We start from the raw sequence: 18,817 nt of genomic DNA on the forward strand, positions 1-18,817 counted from the left end.
GACCGGGAGTCGAGCCCCGCTCACCCCTGCGAGGGCATCAGCAGGCAGTCGTAGGATTTCTTGACCAGGCGGTCGCAGGCGGCGCGGGCGTCGGTTTTGCTGGAGAAGCCGACGAAGCGGGCGCGGTAGAGGGTCTGGCCGTCGCGTGTCACCTCTTGCGTGTAGGTGTCGCGGCCGGCCAGCGGCCCGCCGATCTGCTGCTTCGCGCGGGCCAGCATGTCGATGGCGGCCTGCCGGCTCTGGGCGGCGGCAATCTGGATCTGCCAGCCTTCGGTGCGGGCGGCGGGTGCGGCGGCGACAGCCATTGCCCGTGGCGGCACCGGAGCCTCTACGCGACCTGCGGCCGGCGCCAGTTCGACCTCTGGCACGGAGACGCTCTCGGCAAAGGCATTTTCATAGCGTGAATTGGGAATTGGCGTGCCCTTGGCCATGCTGGTCACGGCGGCCAGCGCCTCGCCGGGCCGGGGGGCCGCGAGCGGCACGGGAACGTCATCGCCAAGGGCTGCCACCTGCGCGCCCGATGACAGGCTGGCGACCAATTGCCGGCCGCCCGAGGCATTGGCGATGTTGCGGTCGAGCAGGGTCTTCATGGTCTTGTCGCGGCTGGCGGCGGTGCGGCCGCCCAGCACGACGCCGATGACGCGGCGGTCGCCGTCGCGCACGGCGCTGACCAGATTGAAGCCGGACCAGTCGGTATAGCCGGTCTTGATGCCGTCCATGCCCTTGTAGCCATACATCAGATTGTTGTGGCCGCGGATCTTCCTGCCGCGGAAGGTAAAGCTCTCGGCCGAGAACAGCTTGTATTCCTCGGGGAAGTCGCGCAGCAGCACGACGCCGAGCGTCGCCATATCGCGCGCCGTGGTGATCTGGCGCTTGTCCGGCAGGCCTGAGGCATTGACCAAGACCGTGCGGGTCATGCCAAGCGAACGGGCCTTGGCGGTCATCATCGCGCCGAATTCGCTCTCCGTACCGCCGAGTTTTTCGGCGATGGCGGTGGCCGCGTCATTGGCGGAGACGACGATCATGCCCATCACCGCGTCGCGCACGGTGATACTGTCGCCGGCCTTGACCCAGAGCTTGGTCGGCGGGCGGCTGGAGGCGAGCTTCGAGAAGCGCACCGGCGTATCCCACGACAATTTGCCGCGGCGGATCGCGTCGAAGGTCATGTAGAGCGTCATCATCTTGGTGAGCGAGGCCGGGTGATTGGCGGTGTCGGCATTTTCCGATGCCAGCACGCGGCCGGTGCGGGCATCGAGCAGGAAATTGGCCTGGCCGGCAGAAACACCTTGGGGAAGGCAAGCGATCGCGACAAAAAACGTGAAAGCGATCAATAGCTTGTGCATTTTCACTCCAAGGCGGATTATTTAAAGACTGTCCCGTGAGCCGCAAATCGGCAGAGCGCGAGCGCGCGGCGCCACCTCCTTGCCCGAAGAATGGGGCAACAATGGCGCAATGAAGAAGACTTTTTTGGTCATGCTTACGAGACCATTGAAACCCACGCGGTCGAATTAACGACTTCCAACCGTTAGCGGCGGCGAACTCAGCCTTTCTTCGCAAGGAGGCCAACAAAATAGCGTCATGGGAAAATCGAAAAAACACTCTTTACCTCAAGTTTGGTTGAGGTCGTAGCGTGCGGCGCATCAACCACCCTGCCTTGAAATCAAGAGAATGGAATGCCCATGCCGAAGGCCACATCAGCCGAACCGTCCGCTTTGATCGACACCCCGCACAACCCGACCAGCGGGCGCTGGGCGGAACTGCTTGCCCCCCGCTATCTGGTCACCACCGTGATGCTGTGCATCGGCGTGGCGCTCTATGCCTTCAACGGATTCCTGGTGACCACGGCGCTGCCGACGGCGGTCGTGGAGCTGGGCGGCGAGGCGCTGCTATCGTGGTCGCTGACGCTGTTCCTGGCCGCTTCGATCGTGGCCGGCGCCAGTGCGGCGCTTTTGAAGGCGCGATTCGGAGCGCGGCTGTCGCTGATCGGGGCGGCCCTTGTGTTTCTGGCGGGCACCATGCTTGCCGCCGCAGCCACCAGCATGGAGACCATCCTGGTCGGCCGCGTGTTGCAGGGGCTTGGCGAAGGCGTGGTGGCGGCGATCTGCTATGCGCTGATCCCGGAGATGTTTCCCTCGCGCCTGGTGCCGAAAGTATTCGGCGCCGAGGCCAGCGTCTGGGCGATTGCCGCCTTCGGCGGACCTGTCCTGGCCGGCTACCTGACGGAGATGATCTCCTGGCGGGCTGCCTTCCTGATCAATATCCCGATCATCGCCGTCTTCATGGTGCTGGCTTTCACCATCGTGCCGCGCACGGTCTCAACGGGGGGCGGGCTCGCCCTGCCTGGCCTGCGGCTGGCGCTGCTGTGCTGCGGCTTTGTCGCCGTGCTGTTTGCCGGCCTGGCCCCGAGCGTGCTGATCTCCGCCGTGCTGGTGGCCTTCTGTGCCGTCATGCTGGTTGTCTTCATCCGGCTCGACCGCAGGGCGGCAAGCCGCATCCTGCCAACCGGCGCCTTCTCGCTCGGCTCGACGCTCGGTCTTGGCCTCTGGGTCATCCTGCTGATGCCGCTGGCGCAATCGACCAGCGGCGTCTACCTGGTCTACAGCCTGCAGCATCTCTGGGGTTTCGGGCCGACCCATGCCGGGGCGCTCGGGGCGCTGATGGCGATCTTCTGGAGCCTGTCGGCCATTGCGATCGCCAACCTGAAATCGCAGAGCCTGCAGCGCCGGGCGATCTGGCTCGGTCCGCTGCTGCAGGTGCTGGGCATGGCCTGCCTGTTTTCCGCCATCGCCTCGGGCACCATCACCCTGCTGGTTATCGGGCAGGTGCTGATCGGCTGCGCCTTCGGTTTGACCTGGGGTTATCTCAGCCAATTGCTGATGGACGTGACGCCGGCCGATGAGCGCGACAAGACGTCTGCCCTGCTGCCCACCCTGCAATCGGCGGGCTATGCGCTCGGTGCGGGACTGGCGGGCCTTGCGGCGAATGGCGCCGGCCTTGCCGCCGGCCTGCCGGTGGACGCCCTGCGTCTGGCGCTGGCCGTGGCCTTCTTCATCGCCGTCTTGTGGTCGGCGCCGGCCTTTCTGGCGGCAAGACGTGCGGTCGCCCTGGTCCACAGCGCCGCAATCGACCGGACCAGGGCGGAATAATCGCGCGTTGAGCTTTCGAAAGGGTTGGGGCTTTGGTATCCAACAGCCCAACCCTTTCAGCCCTCGCAAGGATTCCCATACCCGCATGGCATTGCTTTCAGCCGAACTGGCGGCCTTCCAGTCGCTTGTCGCCCAGCAGTCGGCGGGTTCCGTGTTGTTCCTTATCCTTGCAGCGCTGGTGGCCGGGCTGGCGCGCGGCTTTTCCGGATTCGGCGGCGCGCTGATCTTCATGCCGGCGGCCAGTTCCGTCATCGACCCGACGCTTGCCGCCGCCGTGCTGTTCATCATCGATGCGGCCATGACAGCGCCAATGATTCCTCACGCCTTCCGAAGGGCCGACAAAAAGGCGGTCGCCCTGATGACCGCCGGCGCGCTGATCGGCATTCCGATCGGCACGCTCCTGCTGACCCGCACCGACCCCCTGGTTCTGCGCTGGTTCATCGTCAGCGTTGTGGTGGCCATGCTGGCGCTGCTGATCTCCGGCTGGCGCTTCCGCGGCACGCCCTCGGCACCGCTCACCATCGGCGTCGGCGCCGTGTCGGGCCTGTTCGGCGGCGCGGCGCAGATCGGCGGGCCGCCGGTGGTGGCCTATTGGCTGGGCGGCGTGATCCCGGCCGTGGTGGTGCGGGCCAATATCGTGCTTTATTTCGGCGCGACGACCGCCATCACCGCGATCAATTACCTGTTGGCCGGCATTCTGGTGAGGGAAGCCTTCTTCCTGGCGCTGCTGGTCGCTCCGGCCTTCGGCATCGGACTTGTCAGCGGCTCGCGGCTGTTTGGGCTCGCCAACGACGTCACCTTTCGGCGCATCTGCTTCGGGCTGATTGCCGTTGCGGCGGTGATCGGCCTGCCGGTTCTCGATCCGCTACTGCGCTAACGCCGTTCCATTCGGTTCAACCGTGTTCAACAAGGTTTAACCGCGAGCCGATAACGTCCGGTTGCTATGTCAACGACGGGACGAACCGCAGAAGAGGCACGCAGCATGGACAAGGCGCTGATCAAGAAGGCGGTGATTTCAGCGGGGCTCGAGGCCTCGGCTGCGCTTTCCCGTGCCGGCCTGATGGCGGCATCGCGGGGCCGCGGCGCGATCTTCACCCTGCATCACGTGCGGCCTTATACGCCGCGTTTGCCCGACCCGAACCGGCATCTGGAAATCTCGCCTGACTTCCTCGATGCGGCACTTGGTCAGTTGAAGGCCGACGGCTATCGCTTCGTGGCGCTGGACGACATACCGGCGCTGCTGGAGGAACCCGCCGGCGGAAAACCCTTTGCCGCCTTCACGCTCGACGACGGTTACCGCAACAATGCGGCGCTGGCGCTGCCGGTGTTCGAGCGGCATGGGGCGCCCTTTACCGTTTTCGTCTGCAAGGGATTTTCGGAACGCAGCCATGGCATGTGGTGGGAGGTGCTGGCCGAGCTGGTGCGGCGGGCCGACGGTTTCGAGTATGGGATCGATGGCGAAACGCAGACCTTCGAGACGCGGACGATCGCTGAAAAATCCGCTGTTTTCGCAACCGTTGCCGCATCCATCAACACAACGGACGAAGCCTGCGCCATCGCCCGGTTGAACGCCGTAGCGGCCCGGCATGGCATCGATGACTTGGCGATCGTCGATCAACTTGTCATGACGGCGGACGAGTTGCGCGTGCTGGCTGCCCATCCGCTGGCGAGCCTCGGGGCGCATACGGTGAGCCATCGGGCGCTGGGCCTGCTGGGCGACGACGATGTCCTCACCGAATTGAAGGACTCTGCCGATTATGTCGGGGCGATTGCCGGCAAGCGTCCGTCGACTTTCGCCTATCCCTATGGCGACGGCCGCAGCGTCACGGCCAAGACCATCGCCCTGGCAGAAGCCGCCGGCCTGCCGATCGCGGTGACAACCACGGCCGGAACATTGATGCCGCAGCATCGGCAGGCTTTGTCGAGCCTGCCGCGCATATCGCTGAACGGTTTTTACCAGAAGACCCGCTATGTCTCGGCGCTGGCCTCCGGCATTCCGTTCCGGCTGATGGGTCGCTAGAGCCGATCAGGGATACATGCGCACCTTGGACCAATCGCCCTCGGCATGGTCGCGGCGAAACTCGATGCGGTCATGCAGGCGGAACTTGCGGTCGTGCCAGAACTCGATGGTCAGCGGCTTGATGCGGAAGCCAGACCAGTACGGCGGACGGGGAATGTCGCCGATCGCGTAGCGGGCGGTATATTCGGCCACGGCCTTTTCGAGCGCGAAGCGGCCTTCCAGCGGACGCGACTGTTTCGACGCCCAAGCGCCGATGCGGCTGCCGATCGGCCGGGTGCGGTAATAGGCATCGGCCTCCTCGTCGGTGACCACCTCCACCTCGCCGCGCAGACGCACCTGGCGACGCAGGGACTTCCAGTGAAAACACATGGCCGCCTTCTTCTGGCCGAGAATTTCGCTACCCTTCTGGCTCTCGAAATTGGTGTAGAAGACGAAACCACCCGTATCGAAGCCCTTTAGCAGAACCATGCGCACATTGGGCAGGCCGTTCTCATCGACGGTCGCCAGCGCTACGGCGTTGGGATCGTTGATTTCGGAGGCTTCGGCATCCTTCAACCAGGACGCAAACAGCGAGAAAGGCTCCTGTTCCTCGGTGAAGTCACCGCTTGTTAACCCGTTTTCTGACATATTGGTTCAAATGCTCCGAAATGCTTGATGATCGCCCATGCCCTCACTGCCGGACAGGACGTAACTTGGAAGACATAGCAAAGCCACATCACCGCCAAAAGGGCATAGCCACCCGACGCGGCAGTTTTGTTGCAATGCTCGTGCTGTGCCTGCCCCTTTGCGGCTGTGTCGGCTCGGCTTTCGACTTTGCCGGCAGCGCTTCGGTCGACAAATCGATTTCCACGGCCACCATCTCCCAAACCAAGTCGCTCGACGGCCGCTCCGACGAGGCGACCGTGCGCAACGCCGTGTCCTCGGCCGATCTCGAAAAGCTCGGCGCCAATCCCCTGCCCTGGGCCAATAGCTCGACGGGCAGCGCCGGCGTCGTCTCGGCGATCCGCGAGGAACGGCAGGACGGCCTGGTCTGCCGGTATTTCTCAACGACCCGCCACGCCTATGACGGTATCGCCAATTTCTCGGGCCGCACCTGCCTGATCGGCCAGAGCCAGTGGCAATTGCTCAGCTTCGACAAACAATCCTGACCATTTTTCAGAGCGCGGCGCGATGCGCACAGCGGTGTCGTCGTGCCGTTTCAAGACGGATTTCGGCCGCATCGCTGCAAATACTTCGGATGTTCTTGGCGGCCCGAAATCATCCCGACAGCCGCGTAACCACTGATTAGCTTCTTTTTGCCATAGTCGAGCAAAGGTAGACCGCGTCCGCGATAATTTCTGCGGAGGCGTAAGGTTATTGAGAGGGCGGTAGGTCCTCAACAGGACAAACATGTCGATCAATTGTTAACCGGTGGCATCATATGCGCGATCCCTATTCAGTACTTGGTGTAAAGCGGGATGCAGGCGCCGACGAAATCAAAGCGGCGTGGCGGAACAAGGCGAAATCGTCTCACCCCGACCATAATCACGACGACCCCAACGCCACCCAGCGTTTCGCCGAGGTGGGCCAGGCCTATGAGGTCCTGAAGGACCCGCAGAAGCGGACCCGCTACGACGAGCAGCGCTTCAAGGCCGAGGCCAAGCAGCGCGAGCAGACCATCATGCAGCAGCGCGAGGCGGCCCGCGAAGCCGCCGAACGCGCCAAGGTGGCCAAGGCCAATGCCGAGCGCATTCTGGCCGAACTGGCGCTGGCCGAAGCCCAGAAGGCAAGAGCCGACAAGACGGCCCAGGCCGCCCAAGCCTATGCCAAGGCGCAATCGGGTCAGCCCAAGCCGCAGCCACAGCAGCAGCAGGCCCAACCGGGACCCACGCCGGCCGGCGAACAACAGCAGCAGTCGCAACAGAGCCAGACCCCGCCGCCGGGATCTGCCCCGGAAAATCCCGAAGACCTGATCTCCCGCATTTTCGGCTCGTCCGCCCAGGCAAGCGCTGCGGCGGAAAGCCTGCGCCGCGAGGCAGAGGCCAAAGCCGAGAAGGCGGGGACAACCGGCGACACCGCCACGGACGAGACGGGCGCTCCGTTAAAGCCCGCGGCACCGCGTATCTTCGCGCCGATTGAAATCATCAGTTCGCTGGTGCGGCGCATCCGCGGCACCCAGCCTGTGCTGGAAAAGGCACCGGATATCGTCGTTGAATCCGTCATTGCCATCGACGACCTGCTGAACCAGAATTCGATCACCGCACACCTGCCGGACGGTCGCGATGTGCGCTTTGCACTGGAAGGCGGCCATACCGACGGCCATGTCGTGCGGCTGAAGGGTCAGGGCCTGCGCCTTCAGGGCATGCAGCGCGGCGATGTGGCCGTGACGCTGCGGGTGCTGAAGACGGACAAGTTCAGCGTCGACGGACTGGATATCCACACCGTATTGCCGATCACGCTGGAGAACGCCGTGCTCGGCTGCGACACGACGATCGACGGGCCAAGGGGCACGGTCGATGTCAAGGTGCCAGCATGGTCCGGTTCCGATCAGGTGATCCGGCTCGAGGGCCTTGGTTTGCCGGGCAGCGAAGGCACCCAGGGCGATCTGGTGATCGAGCTGCGCGTGGTGCTGTGGGAGAAGCCCGACGACAAGGTCACGGACTTGATGCGTGTCATGCGCGAGGGTCTTTTTTTATGAAATTTCAATGACACACACACCCTTTATTACGCTGCCTAACAGTTGATGATCTGCCGCAAGCTTGAACCCCGGTTCCGGCTATGTCATAGGCAGGTCCAATCGAAAGACCTAGGGAGCAGCGTATGGCTCAAGCATCAGGCCTCATGGCAGGCAAGCGCGGCGTGATTATGGGCGTCGCCAACAACCGTTCCATTGCGTGGGGCATTGCCAAGGCATGTCACGACGCCGGCGCGGAAATCGCGCTGACGTGGCAGGGCGATGCCCTGAAAAAGCGGGTCGAACCGCTGGCGCAGGAACTGGATGCCTTCATGGCAGGCCATTGCGACGTCACTGACATGGCAACGATCGACACCGTGTTCAAGAACCTCGAGGAAAAGTGGGGCAGAATAGACTTCGTCGTGCATGCCATCGCCTTTTCCGACAAGGACGAATTGACCGGCCGCTATGTCGACACCAGCCGCGAGAATTTCGCCAAGACCATGGATATCTCGGTCTATTCGCTGGCAGCCGTCGCCAAGCGCGCCGATCGGATCATGAACGACGGCGGCTCGATCCTGACGCTGACCTATTACGGTGCCGAAAAGGTCATGCCGAACTATAATGTCATGGGCGTGGCCAAGGCGGCGCTGGAAGCCAGCGTGCGTTATCTGGCCGTCGATCTCGGTGGCCGCGGCATCCGCGTCAATGCGATTTCGGCTGGCCCGATCAAGACGCTGGCCGCCTCCGGCATCGGCGACTTCCGCTATATTCTCAAGTGGAACGAATACAATGCGCCGCTGAAGCGCAATGTCTCGACCGACGAAGTCGGCAAGTCGGGCATGTATCTGCTGTCGGATCTTTCGACCGGGGTTACCGGCGAGGTGCACCACGTCGATTCGGGCTATCATACGATCGGCATGAAGGCCGTCGACGCGCCGGACATCTCCGTCGTCAAGGACTGATCAGAGGTTTTCAGCCGTGCTCATCTATATGATCCGCCACGGCCAGACCGACTGGAACGTCGAAGGCCGGATGCAGGGGCAGAAAGATATCGACCTCAATGCAACCGGCCGCGGCCAGGCGATGCGCAATGGCGAGACGCTGGCGCATGTCCTGGGCGACACGGCCGGTGCGTTCGACTACGTCGCCTCGCCGCTCCGGCGCACGCGCGAAACCATGGAACGCATCCGCGCGGAAATGCATCTCGATCCCCTCGCCTACCGGATCGATGAGCGGCTCAAGGAAGTGTCCTTCGGGGATTGGGAGGGATTTACCCTGCCGGAAATCGCCAGGGTCGTGCCCGAGCGAGTCGAAGAACGGGCACGGCACAAGTGGGATTTCATCCCGCCTGGCCCGGACGCCGAAAGCTACGAAATCCTCTCCTGGCGGATCGGCGCCTGGCTGGCCTCGGTCGAGCGCCCGACCGTCTGCGTCAGCCATGGCGGCGTCATCCGCACTTGCTTCCGCCTCGTAGGCGACATGGGCAAGGAAGAAGCCTGCGACATCAACATTCCGCAGGACCGCATCTTGAAGATGGACACCGCGACCGGCGCCATCGGCTGGCTCTGATGCCGCCGAGTTCGGTCGTTACTGGATGACCTCCAGATCGTCGACCACCCGCTTGCCGTCGACCAGGGTGAAATAGACAATCACCCGGACGCCGGCTTGCAGACCTTCGAAATTGAACTCCTCCGGAACCGAATAGGTCTTTCCATCGTCGAGCGTCAGGCTCATCGATTCGAGGTTCACCGCCTTGATGGTTGCCTCGACGTCATCGCTGGCCGCAAAGGATTTCAGCGGCGACAGCATACCGGCCGTCATGAGCAATGCAGCGATCAGGAAGCGCATGGCAGTTACCTTTGCCGGATGAAACATACGAACGATACGGATCAAAGATAAGCCTCCCGAATGTGGCAAAAATTGCCCGGAACAATGTCATTTTCCGTACGATTGTTGAACGGAAACCGACCACTAATCAAGATCTGTTACAGTTATCCCCACGCCGTCGCCTTACAGAGGGACGATAACGGCCGAATGCGCCCTGGTGACCCAAAAATGGTCCCTGTCGGATGAACCAACTGTACCTGCGCAATTTTAAATTAACTTGGGCTGCCTATACTCTGCGAAGTAATCAGTGGGGAATGCGGGTATTGGCGATCGGGGCCTTATTCAATCGACGTGACATGGGTCTTTCCGGAAGTGCCCGCCTCACGTTCATCGGGGCTGTCGCCGTGGCCCTGGGCATCGTCGTCGCCGGCTTCGCGCTGGACAGCCAGAATCGGGCCACCAAGCGTATTGCCCTGCAGGAACGAACCCAGCAGGATGTCCAACTCATCCAGGCCAGCCTGACCTCGCGGCTGCTGGCCGATTTCTCGGTGGTCGAACACCTCGCCGTCGTCATGGATTCGCACGAGAACCTGACGATCGAAGAACTGCGGGATCTGTCGACCGGCATTTTGCAGCGCAATCCGCATTTCGTCAGCGTCGGCCTGGCGCCCGACCAGGTGATCCGGACCGTGTGGCCGGCGACCGCCGGGCGCAAGCGCATCGGCGCCGTGATCGACACGGACCGCCGGACGCCGACCTTCCAACAGACCGAAGATGGCAATTTCCTCCTGCACCTGCCGGTCACGCTGAGCAAAAAGGGCGTCAATTCCTATTGGGGCGTGATCGAGATCGTTCTGGACGAAACGGCCTTCTTCGAGCGTACTGGCCTGCTACGGTCGAACGCCGAGGGCAACCAGAAACGATATCTGGGCCTCGACCATCTCGACATCGCCATCCATGATATCGGCGCCTCGGCCGGGGCCGAGCCGATCTTCGGCGTATCGGCGGTCAGCGACCGCCAGCCGACGATCGGCCGTATCCAGCATCCGGGCGGCATCTGGGAAATCAGGGCCGTTCCCCATGACGGCTGGGACCAGCCGCCGGAAAACCAGATCCCGTTCCGCCTCGTCATCATCGTCGCCGGCTGTGCGATCATCATCCCGATCTTCATCGCCACGCTGCTGATCGGCGAGCGCAACCGCAACATTGCCAAGTTGAAACTGCGCGAACAGAAGCTGCTCGAACTGTCCGAGCGCTTCAACCTGGCGATGGAATCCTCCAATATCGGCATCTGGGAGGTCAAGGAAGACGGCCATCGGCTCTACTGGGACGACCGCGCCGCCGCCCTGCACGGACTGCCGGCGAGCGAAACCGAGAACGACGACCGGCTGTCCGACTGGATGGATGCCGTCCACCCCGAGGACAGGGTGATCGCCGAGGCCCATTTCTTCCAATGTTCCTGTGCCCAGAGCGGCAAGACCTGCGAGGAGGTCTACCGGATCCAGATGAAGGATGGCTCGATTCGCTATCTTCGCTCGGTCGGTGCGCAATCGGAATCGACCGGCGAAAGCCGCATTACCGGTATCGTCTGGGACGTGACCGCCGACATACTGGTGACACATACCCTGCAGAATGCCAAGGAAACCAGCGACATCAAGAATGCCGAGCTGGAACTGGCGCTTGACGAGCTTTCGAGCCGCGAGCAACAGCTGGAAGAGCTGTCGCGCCGCTTCGACCTCGCCCTTGCCTCTTACAATTGCGGGATATGGGAAGCCGATCCGGTCGATGGCGGTGCCATGTGGGACGAGCGGATGAACCAGCTCTATGGCATGCCCTATGCGTCCGGTTTTGTTACCGAAGCGCAATGGCTCGATTGCCTGGAGCCTGAAAATCGCCAGCAGGTGCTGGACGACACCCATAAGGCGATTGCCAGGGGCACAACCTTGCAGAGCGTGCAGCATGTCGTGCTGCCGGACGGCAGCTTCCGTTTCGTGCGCTCGGTCGGCCAATTGCACACGACTCGCGAAGGCAAGCAGAAAATCATCGGCATCGCCTTCGACGTGACGACCGACATGCTGCTGACCGAGGAACTGAAGGTTGCCAAGGAAGAGGCCGACGCCCGCAATGTCGAGCTGGAGATCGTCAAGAACCGCATCGAGTTCAACTCGCTGCACGATCCGCTGACCGGCCTTGCCAACCGCCGCAAGCTGGACATGGAACTCGACGCATTGACCCGCAACGGCCAGGGCCTGCGCCACAAGTTCTCGATCCTGCATCTCGATCTCGATCGCTTCAAGGAGATCAACGACACGCTCGGCCACGCGGCCGGCGACGCCATGCTGGTCAATGCCTCGAAGATCCTGACCCGCAACGTGCGCTCCGATGACATCGTGGCACGCATCGGCGGCGACGAATTCGTCATCCTGTCGCGCAACAATACCAATGCCGAGCATCTCTCGACGCTGTCGGCCCGCATCATCGAGGAGATGAGCGTGCCGATCGATTTCGAGGGCTTTTCCTGCCGCTGCGGCGTTTCGATCGGCATTGCCCAGGCGCAAGGGATCGGCATCGACGCCCGCAAGGTGCTGATCAATGCCGATATCGCCCTCTACCAGGCCAAGGCGACCGGGCGGAACTGTTATGAATTCTTCACCCAGAACCTGCAGGCCAATATCGTCAAGACCAAGCGCATGGCCGACGAGATCCTGGCCGGGCTCGACCACGACGAATTCACCGTCTGGTACCAGCCGCAATTCTGCGCCAACACCATGCAGCTGACGGGCGCCGAAGCGCTGGTGCGCTGGCAGCATCCCGAACGCGGCATTCTCGCCTCCAATGTCTTCCTGAAGATCGCCGAGGAGCTGAACGTGATGGCGCGCATCGACCAGCTGGTGCTGGAAAAATCCCTCAGCGACAAGATGCGCTGGGCGGCCATGGGCATCAGGGTTCCCAAGGTTTCGGTCAACGTGTCGTCCAAGCGGTTGCATGATGCGGCACTGATCGAAAGCCTGAAAGGGCTGAATATCACCCCCGGAGAGATCTCCTTCGAACTGGTGGAATCGATCTTCCTCGACGAGAGCGACGACATTGCCGCCCATAATATCGACCGGATCAAGGACCTCGGCATCGATATCGAGATCGACGATTTCGGCACCGGCCACACCTCGATCGTCAGCCTGCTGAAGCTGAAGCCCAAGCGTCTTAAGATCGACCGCCAGCTGGTCATGCCGATCGTCACCTCGCCGCAGGAGCGGTCGCTGGTGCGCTCGATCATCGACATCGCCCGCTCGCTCGGCGTCGAGACCGTGGCCGAGGGCGTGGAAACCGCAGAACATGCCGACCTGCTGCGGCAACTCGGCTGCGACCTGCTGCAGGGCTATGCCTTTGCCAAGCCCCTGCCGTTTGACGAATTCTCGCGGCTGGCTTCGCGCGCCGTCTGGCAGAAGGCCTCCTGACGAGAGGTTTTTCCGTGATCGAGAGCCGAGCGGCGCAGCGTTTACGAACACTGCGTCGCGGTTTTGACCAAAAGAAAGGCTTTTCCCTTTCCGGCGTTTTCGCCTATAGCTCTGGCCCAAGAAAAACGCTCAGCGGAACAAAGTGCCGCGCGAAAAACCGGTTTGCAGAGACATGTCGCACAATACCTTCGGTCACCTGTTCCGCGTTACCACCTGGGGCGAAAGCCATGGTCCGGCCCTTGGCTGCGTGGTCGACGGCTGCCCGCCCGGCCTGCGCTTCACGCTGGAAGATCTGCAGACCTGGCTCGACAAGCGCAAACCCGGCCAGTCGCGCTTCGTGACGCAGCGCCGCGAGGACGATCTCGTCAAGGTGCTGTCCGGCGTGATGCCGCAGGACGACGGTTCGATGATCACCACCGGCACACCGATCTCGCTTTTGATCGAAAACACCGACCAGCGCTCCAAGGACTATGGCGATATCGCCAAGCGCTACCGTCCCGGCCATGCCGATTTCACCTATGACGTCAAATACGGCATTCGCGACTATCGCGGCGGCGGACGATCCTCGGCGCGCGAGACAGCAGCCAGGGTCGCCGCCGGCGGCATTGCCCGCCTCGTCGTGCCCGGCGTCACCGTGCGCGGTGCACTGGTGCAGATCGGCAAACACAAGATCAATCGGGCCAACTGGGACTGGGCACAGGTCGGCGAAAACCCGTTCTTCGCCCCCGATCCGGAAATCGTTCCGGTCTGGGAAGCCTATCTCGACGAGATCCGCAAATCCGGCTCGTCCGTCGGCGCGGTCGTGGAAGTGGTGGCAGACGGCGTTCCCGCCGGCATCGGCGCGCCGGTCTATGGCAAGCTCGACCAGGACATCGCCGCCAACCTGATGTCGATCAATGCCGTCAAGGGCGTCGAGATCGGCAATGGTTTCGAGGCGGCTTCCATCACCGGCGAGGAAAATGCCGACGAGATGCGCATCGGCCCGGACGGCAAGCCGGTCTTCCTGTCCAACCATGCCGGCGGCGTGCTGGGCGGCATCTCGACCGGCGAGCCCGTTGTGGCGCGCTTTGCCATCAAGCCGACCTCGTCGATCCTTACCGAGCGCCGCTCGATCGATGCCGACGGCAACGAGGTGGATGTGCGCACCAAGGGCCGCCACGACCCTTGCGTCGGAATCCGGGCAGTTCCTGTCGGCGAGGCGATGCTGGCCTGCACGATTGCCGATCATTATTTGCGAGACCGCGGCCAGACCGGCCGGCTGAAGTGACGAGGATTTTCCATGAGCTATGACCAGAGCCGCGTCGTCGACGCCATCCGCGCCTTCGAGGCCGGCGAAATCGTCGTCGTCACCGATGACGACGACCGCGAGAACGAAGGCGACCTGATCGTCGCGGCCGTGCACTGTACGCCTGAGAAGATGGCCTTTATCGTACGCCACACCTCCGGCATCGTCTGCGCGCCCATGCCGAAGGAAGAGGCCAAGCGCCTGAACCTCAATGCCATGGTCGCCGACAATGACAGCGCCCATACCACGGCCTTCACCGTGACCGTCGATTTCAAGCATGGTACCACCACCGGCATTTCGGCCGAGGACCGCACCCTGACGGTGCGCAATCTGGCCAATCCCAATGTCGGCGCGTCCGATTTCGTGCGTCCCGGCCATATCTTCCCGCTGATCGCCCGCGAAGGCGGCGTGCTGATGCGCTCGGGCCATACGGAAGCCGCCGTAGACCTCTGCAAGCTGGCCGGCCTGCCGCCGATCGGCGTGATCGGCGAACTGGTGAACGACAACGGCACCGTCAAGCACGGCCCGGAAGTATTTTCCTTTGCCGAGGAACACGGGCTGAAGCGCGTTTCCGTCGCCGACCTGATCGCCTATCGCCAGCGCAAGGAAACGCTGATCCAGCTGCATTCGAGCTTCGATATCGACACGCCGTACGGCCCGGCCAAGGCGCATAGCTATTCGCTGCCCTGGGATCCGATGCAGCATCTGGCCGTGGTGTTCGGCGATATCCGCGACGGCGTCGACATTCCGGTGCGCCTGCATCCGGAAAATGTCGGCGACGATGTGTTTTCCAAGCGCCAGCCGGTCAGCCATTACATGAGCAAGATCGCCGAGCACGGCCGCGGCGTCATCGTCTATCTGCGCGAAGGCTCGGTCGGCGTCGGCGCCTCGACCACGGCCCGCAGCGGCAAACATGACCGCGAGACCCATCAGGAAGCGCAGGCCCGCGACAGCGAATGGCTGGAAATCGGCCTCGGCGCACAGATCATCAAGGATCTCGGCATCACCTCGATCCGGCTGCTGACCACCCGCGAGCGCCACTATGTCGGTCTCGAAGGTTTCGGCATCAAGATCGCCTCGACGGAAATCGGCTGATCGCAACGGCCAGCCCTTGATCGCCCGGTGGCGCGGACCTACCTGCATCGCGTTCCATTCAAGCCTGGCATGACCGGGCGGGACGCGAGGCCGGCGCGATCCGGCCAGTGCTTTTATCCGGGGTTTTCCATGTCCTTGTCCCTCTACGACGTCAGCGTCCCGCTTTTCCTGCGGGCCTTTGCCAATCTCACCGAGATCCTCGAAAAAGGCCGCAGCTTTGCCGCCGAACAGGGCATCAGCGAGCAGGAACTGCTGGAAGCGCGGCTTTATCCCGACATGGGCAACCTGATCGCCCAGATCCAGCGGGCCAGCGACACCGCGAAATTCGTGCCGGTGCGGGTCGGCGACGTCGCAAACGTGTCGATGAAGGACGAAGAAACCTCCTTCGATGATCTTCTGAAGCGCATCGCCGACACCGTTGCTTTCCTGAAGTCGGTTTCGCCTGACACCATGGACGGCCGCGACCAGGCCACCGTCGAGCTGAAGACCGGCAAAAGCGTGCGCAGCTTCACCGCCCGCGACTATGTGCTGGGCTTTGCCATCCCGAACTTCTACTTCCACATCACCACCGCCTACGCCCTGCTGCGCCACAAGGGCGTGCCGATCGGCAAGCTCGATTATCTCGGGCGGGCGTAATTCCTCTTCATTTTCGGTCTGCCTTTCGCTGTCATTTTTTGGGTCGCGAAAGGCAGAGTACGACATTTACGGTTTGCCATTTACGTCTCGTTAACCAAATAAAGTGTTATTTTCACAGGCAAATTAGAAACGCTTCGATTTTCATTACAGGTAATATTGCTCCCATGATCAGCCTCAATACCAATCACGGCGCGATTGCTTCGCTCGACGTGATGCGATCGATTGCCAGCAATCTCGGCGACGCACAGGATCAGGTCTCGTCCGGCTACCGGATTGGCAAGGCGTCGGACAATTCCTCCTACTGGTCGATTTCGACCACCATGCGCTCCGACGACAAGGCGCTGTCGGCGGTGGAGGATTCGATGGGACTGGCAGCGGCGGCCATCGATGTCGCCTATACCGGCATGACGGCCTCGCTGGACGTGGTCAACGAGATCAAGGCCAAGCTGGTGGCGGCGCGCGAGCCGGGTGTCGACAAGGGCAAGATCAACAAGGAACTGACCGAGCTCAAGGCGGAAATCTACACGATCGTCGAATCCTCGAGCTTTGCCGGCGAGAACTGGCTGCATCGCATCGACGCCACCGATGATGGCGACAAGTCCATGGTCGGCTCCTTCTACCGCGACGGTTCCGACAATGTCAGCGTCGGCACGATCACCTATGACATGAGCAATCAGTGGGGCACCAATCACCTGATCGACGAAAACTACCACAACGGCATTCTGACCAATGTGGAATTCGCCCGAGAGCTTGGCACAGCGACCGAATGGGTGCTGATGAGCGGCAAGAACCACGCCATCCACCCGGAAATGGTTCTGACCTCCACCACATCAGACCAGGACGTCGAGGAGATGATCAGCGTGGTCGACGCCATGATCGGCGCGATGATCGACGCGGCGGCAAGCCTTGGCGCGATCAGCAAGCGGGTCTCCATCCAGACCGAATACACCAACGACCTGCGCGACAGCCTGCAGACCGGCGTCGGCGGATTGGTTGACGCCGACATGAACGAACAATCGACACGCCTGAAGGCGCTGCAGACCCGGCAGCAACTGGCAACCCAATCCCTGTCGATCGCCAATGCCGGCCCGGACCAGCTGCTGCAGCTGTTCCAGAACTAGAGGGTGTTAGAGGCAGCCGGCACCCCGTCACGCCTGCCTGTCGCCGTGGCGTCTACCCCCCTCTGTCCTGCCGGACATCTCCCCCACACGGGGGGAGATCGGCAAGACGCGGGCTCATATCCGATAACGAAACATGGAGCATACCGCAGGCACCGGACCCAATAGGGGAAAGGGGCGTCGGCCGCGATCCGATCTCCCCCCGTGTGGGGGAGATGTCCGGCAGGACAGAGGGGGGCGACTCCGACGCTTGTCTCCTGACAAACCCAGGCGGCCTACCCCCGCCAGCCGTCCAGATAGGTCACCCGCTCGACGCCGGTGAATTTTGCCAGTCGCGCCAGTTCGGCGTCGAGTTTTTCCAGCCGGCCGGCCGAGGGTCTGATGCCCTGTTCGAGCCACAGGCGCTTGACGTCGAGGCTGCCGGACTTGCGGTCGGCCTTCATGTCGATGCGGCCGATCATGCGGTCGCCTTCCAGGAGCGGGAAGACGTAATAGCCATAGTCGCGCTTGGCCTCCGGCACGAAAACCTCGATGCGATAGTAGAAGCCGAACAGCCGTTCGGCGCGGTTGCGGTCGCGCAGCAGCGGATCGAAGGGGCTGAGCACCCGCACGCGGGCCGGCGGTTCCGGCAGGTCGGCCGGATCACCACCAGAGTTGGCGCCCAGGCGGTCACCCAGTCCGGCAAAGGCGAAGGACGGGCGCGGTCGGCCACCGTCGAAGGGGGCGATCAGCACCTCCTCCAGCTCATTGCGCTGCCGCTCGACCCAGAGCTTGGCTTCCTGCGGCGTCACCAGGTTCCAGAAGGCGGCGATTTCGCCTGACGTGGCAAAGCCGAGCCGCGTCAGCGCCTGGCGGCAGGCCCAGTCGACAAACTCCTCATGCTCGACCTCGGCTGTATGATGATCGGCCGGCACGACCCGTTCCGACAGATCGTAGATCTTCTGGAAATTGTCGCGGCCGCTGATCGACAGCCGGCCGGTGCGCCAGAGGAATTCCAGCGCCGTCTTGGAGGGGTGCCAGTTCCACCAGCCGCCGGACTTGTGATCGTCTTCCTTCATCTCGCGCGACAGGGCCGGGCCACTCTCGGCAATGCGCCGATAGGTCTCCTCGAAGGCGGCGGCAAAATCCTCGCCGCGCCATTTGCGCCAGTTTTCGCGGATGCGCGCCTCTTCGCGGACGAAGCGATGCTTCCAATAGGGATAGAAGGTGACCGGCAGGATCGAAGCGTCATGGGTCCAGTGTTCAAACAGCGCCCGGTCGGTTTCCAGCAGGACTTTAAGGTCCTCGCGCCGATAGGTCTGGTTGCGCGAAAACAGGATCTGGTGATGGGCACGCTCGACCGTGGCGATGCTGTCGACCTGGACAAAGCCTAGGTCGTGGATCATCGCCAAAAGCCCTGCCTTGCCCAATGCCCTGTGCGGCGGAGCGCAAAGCCCCTGCCGTGCCAGAAAGAGATGCCGCGCCTGCGGATTGGATATCAGAATCGCCATGAAACCGAACCTAGCGGATGTTCTTGATTTGTTCAACGATGCTTTCGCGTTTATCAACCGGGGTGCCACCCCAATTCCCTTCCCCCGCC

The 18,817-nt window shown here is 62.6% G+C and carries 16 protein-coding genes; 12 read left to right on the forward strand and 4 right to left on the reverse strand.

Annotated elements, in window-relative coordinates:
• Positions 1-20: 20 nt before the first annotated feature.
• The gene (locus tag HFC70_RS24115; RefSeq protein WP_168475858.1) at positions 21-1,343 is read right to left on the reverse strand and encodes a D-alanyl-D-alanine carboxypeptidase; all 1,323 of its coding nucleotides are present in this window, start codon (positions 1,341-1,343) and stop codon (positions 21-23) included.
• Between the two features lie 336 nt (positions 1,344-1,679).
• Here HFC70_RS24115 and HFC70_RS24120 point away from each other — a divergent pair, with 336 nt between their 5' ends.
• The 3 genes from HFC70_RS24120 to HFC70_RS24130 all read left to right on the forward strand — a co-directional run bounded on the left by HFC70_RS24120 (position 1,680) and on the right by HFC70_RS24130 (position 5,166).
• The gene (locus tag HFC70_RS24120) at positions 1,680-3,146 is read left to right on the forward strand and encodes an MFS transporter (RefSeq protein ID WP_168475882.1); all 1,467 of its coding nucleotides are present in this window, start codon (positions 1,680-1,682) and stop codon (positions 3,144-3,146) included.
• Between the two features lie 85 nt (positions 3,147-3,231).
• Positions 3,232-4,023, forward strand: coding sequence for a sulfite exporter TauE/SafE family protein (locus HFC70_RS24125; protein WP_168475859.1), 792 nt, complete (start codon positions 3,232-3,234; stop codon positions 4,021-4,023).
• A 105-nt stretch (positions 4,024-4,128) separates the two neighbouring features.
• Positions 4,129-5,166: a polysaccharide deacetylase family protein gene (locus tag HFC70_RS24130; RefSeq protein ID WP_168475860.1), complete on the forward strand. Its 1,038-nt coding sequence runs from the start codon at positions 4,129-4,131 to the stop codon at positions 5,164-5,166.
• Positions 5,167-5,172: 6 nt separating this feature from the next.
• Here the strand turns inward: HFC70_RS24130 and pdxH are convergent, their stop codons facing one another.
• Complete coding sequence (gene pdxH, locus HFC70_RS24135) at positions 5,173-5,793, reverse strand: pyridoxamine 5'-phosphate oxidase (RefSeq protein ID WP_168475861.1); 621 nt, start codon at positions 5,791-5,793, stop codon at positions 5,173-5,175.
• A 65-nt stretch (positions 5,794-5,858) separates the two neighbouring features.
• Here pdxH and HFC70_RS24140 point away from each other — a divergent pair, with 65 nt between their 5' ends.
• The 4 genes from HFC70_RS24140 to HFC70_RS24155 all read left to right on the forward strand — a co-directional run bounded on the left by HFC70_RS24140 (position 5,859) and on the right by HFC70_RS24155 (position 9,391).
• Complete coding sequence (locus HFC70_RS24140) at positions 5,859-6,314, forward strand: RT0821/Lpp0805 family surface protein (RefSeq protein ID WP_246735934.1); 456 nt, start codon at positions 5,859-5,861, stop codon at positions 6,312-6,314.
• Positions 6,315-6,586: 272 nt separating this feature from the next.
• Positions 6,587-7,843, forward strand: a complete 1,257-nt coding sequence (locus HFC70_RS24145) for a DnaJ domain-containing protein (RefSeq protein WP_168475862.1) — start codon at positions 6,587-6,589, stop codon at positions 7,841-7,843.
• 122 nt (positions 7,844-7,965) lie between these two features.
• Positions 7,966-8,784, forward strand: coding sequence for an enoyl-ACP reductase FabI (gene fabI / locus HFC70_RS24150; RefSeq protein WP_168475863.1), 819 nt, complete (start codon positions 7,966-7,968; stop codon positions 8,782-8,784).
• A 16-nt stretch (positions 8,785-8,800) separates the two neighbouring features.
• Positions 8,801-9,391: a histidine phosphatase family protein gene (locus HFC70_RS24155; RefSeq protein WP_368669806.1), complete on the forward strand. Its 591-nt coding sequence runs from the start codon at positions 8,801-8,803 to the stop codon at positions 9,389-9,391.
• A gap of 18 nt (positions 9,392-9,409) precedes the next feature.
• On the opposite strand, the gene HFC70_RS24160 is transcribed toward HFC70_RS24155, so the two are convergent.
• Complete coding sequence (locus HFC70_RS24160; protein ID WP_168475864.1) at positions 9,410-9,670, reverse strand: DUF1344 domain-containing protein; 261 nt, start codon at positions 9,668-9,670, stop codon at positions 9,410-9,412.
• A gap of 335 nt (positions 9,671-10,005) precedes the next feature.
• Here HFC70_RS24160 and HFC70_RS24165 point away from each other — a divergent pair, with 335 nt between their 5' ends.
• The 5 genes from HFC70_RS24165 to HFC70_RS24185 all read left to right on the forward strand — a co-directional run bounded on the left by HFC70_RS24165 (position 10,006) and on the right by HFC70_RS24185 (position 17,241).
• The gene (locus HFC70_RS24165) at positions 10,006-13,104 is read left to right on the forward strand and encodes an EAL domain-containing protein (RefSeq protein WP_246735935.1); all 3,099 of its coding nucleotides are present in this window, start codon (positions 10,006-10,008) and stop codon (positions 13,102-13,104) included.
• A 172-nt stretch (positions 13,105-13,276) separates the two neighbouring features.
• The gene (aroC, locus tag HFC70_RS24170; protein WP_168475866.1) at positions 13,277-14,371 is read left to right on the forward strand and encodes a chorismate synthase; all 1,095 of its coding nucleotides are present in this window, start codon (positions 13,277-13,279) and stop codon (positions 14,369-14,371) included.
• Between the two features lie 12 nt (positions 14,372-14,383).
• Positions 14,384-15,484: a 3,4-dihydroxy-2-butanone-4-phosphate synthase gene (gene ribB / locus HFC70_RS24175; protein ID WP_168475867.1), complete on the forward strand. Its 1,101-nt coding sequence runs from the start codon at positions 14,384-14,386 to the stop codon at positions 15,482-15,484.
• Positions 15,485-15,613: 129 nt separating this feature from the next.
• Positions 15,614-16,120 (forward strand): DUF1993 family protein, encoded by a 507-nt coding sequence (locus HFC70_RS24180; protein ID WP_168475868.1) that lies wholly within the window; start codon positions 15,614-15,616, stop codon positions 16,118-16,120.
• Positions 16,121-16,284: 164 nt separating this feature from the next.
• The gene (locus HFC70_RS24185; protein WP_168475869.1) at positions 16,285-17,241 is read left to right on the forward strand and encodes a flagellin; all 957 of its coding nucleotides are present in this window, start codon (positions 16,285-16,287) and stop codon (positions 17,239-17,241) included.
• 272 nt (positions 17,242-17,513) lie between these two features.
• Here the strand turns inward: HFC70_RS24185 and HFC70_RS24190 are convergent, their stop codons facing one another.
• Complete coding sequence (locus HFC70_RS24190; protein WP_168475870.1) at positions 17,514-18,728, reverse strand: winged helix-turn-helix domain-containing protein; 1,215 nt, start codon at positions 18,726-18,728, stop codon at positions 17,514-17,516.
• Positions 18,729-18,817: the final 89 nt, after the last annotated feature.

The sequence above is a fragment of the Agrobacterium sp. a22-2 genome, from assembly GCF_012276985.1.
Taxonomy (GTDB): Bacteria; Pseudomonadota; Alphaproteobacteria; order Rhizobiales; family Rhizobiaceae; genus Allorhizobium.

Excerpts from the sequence above, each read along its gene's own strand:
- HFC70_RS24115 (WP_168475858.1), bottom strand. The coding sequence starts at position 1,343 with ATGCACAAGCTATTGATCGCTTTCACGTTTTTTGTCGCGATCGCTTGC.
- HFC70_RS24120 (WP_168475882.1), top strand. The coding sequence starts at position 1,680 with ATGCCGAAGGCCACATCAGCCGAACCGTCCGCTTTGATCGACACCCCG.
- HFC70_RS24125 (WP_168475859.1), top strand. The coding sequence starts at position 3,232 with ATGGCATTGCTTTCAGCCGAACTGGCGGCCTTCCAGTCGCTTGTCGCC.
- HFC70_RS24130 (WP_168475860.1), top strand. The coding sequence starts at position 4,129 with ATGGACAAGGCGCTGATCAAGAAGGCGGTGATTTCAGCGGGGCTCGAG.
- pdxH (WP_168475861.1), bottom strand. The coding sequence starts at position 5,793 with ATGTCAGAAAACGGGTTAACAAGCGGTGACTTCACCGAGGAACAGGAG.
- HFC70_RS24145 (WP_168475862.1), top strand. The coding sequence starts at position 6,587 with ATGCGCGATCCCTATTCAGTACTTGGTGTAAAGCGGGATGCAGGCGCC.
- fabI (WP_168475863.1), top strand. The coding sequence starts at position 7,966 with ATGGCTCAAGCATCAGGCCTCATGGCAGGCAAGCGCGGCGTGATTATG.
- HFC70_RS24160 (WP_168475864.1), bottom strand. The coding sequence starts at position 9,670 with ATGCGCTTCCTGATCGCTGCATTGCTCATGACGGCCGGTATGCTGTCG.
- HFC70_RS24165 (WP_246735935.1), top strand. The coding sequence starts at position 10,006 with ATGGGTCTTTCCGGAAGTGCCCGCCTCACGTTCATCGGGGCTGTCGCC.
- aroC (WP_168475866.1), top strand. The coding sequence starts at position 13,277 with ATGTCGCACAATACCTTCGGTCACCTGTTCCGCGTTACCACCTGGGGC.
- ribB (WP_168475867.1), top strand. The coding sequence starts at position 14,384 with ATGAGCTATGACCAGAGCCGCGTCGTCGACGCCATCCGCGCCTTCGAG.
- HFC70_RS24180 (WP_168475868.1), top strand. The coding sequence starts at position 15,614 with ATGTCCTTGTCCCTCTACGACGTCAGCGTCCCGCTTTTCCTGCGGGCC.
- HFC70_RS24185 (WP_168475869.1), top strand. The coding sequence starts at position 16,285 with ATGATCAGCCTCAATACCAATCACGGCGCGATTGCTTCGCTCGACGTG.
- HFC70_RS24190 (WP_168475870.1), bottom strand. The coding sequence starts at position 18,728 with ATGGCGATTCTGATATCCAATCCGCAGGCGCGGCATCTCTTTCTGGCA.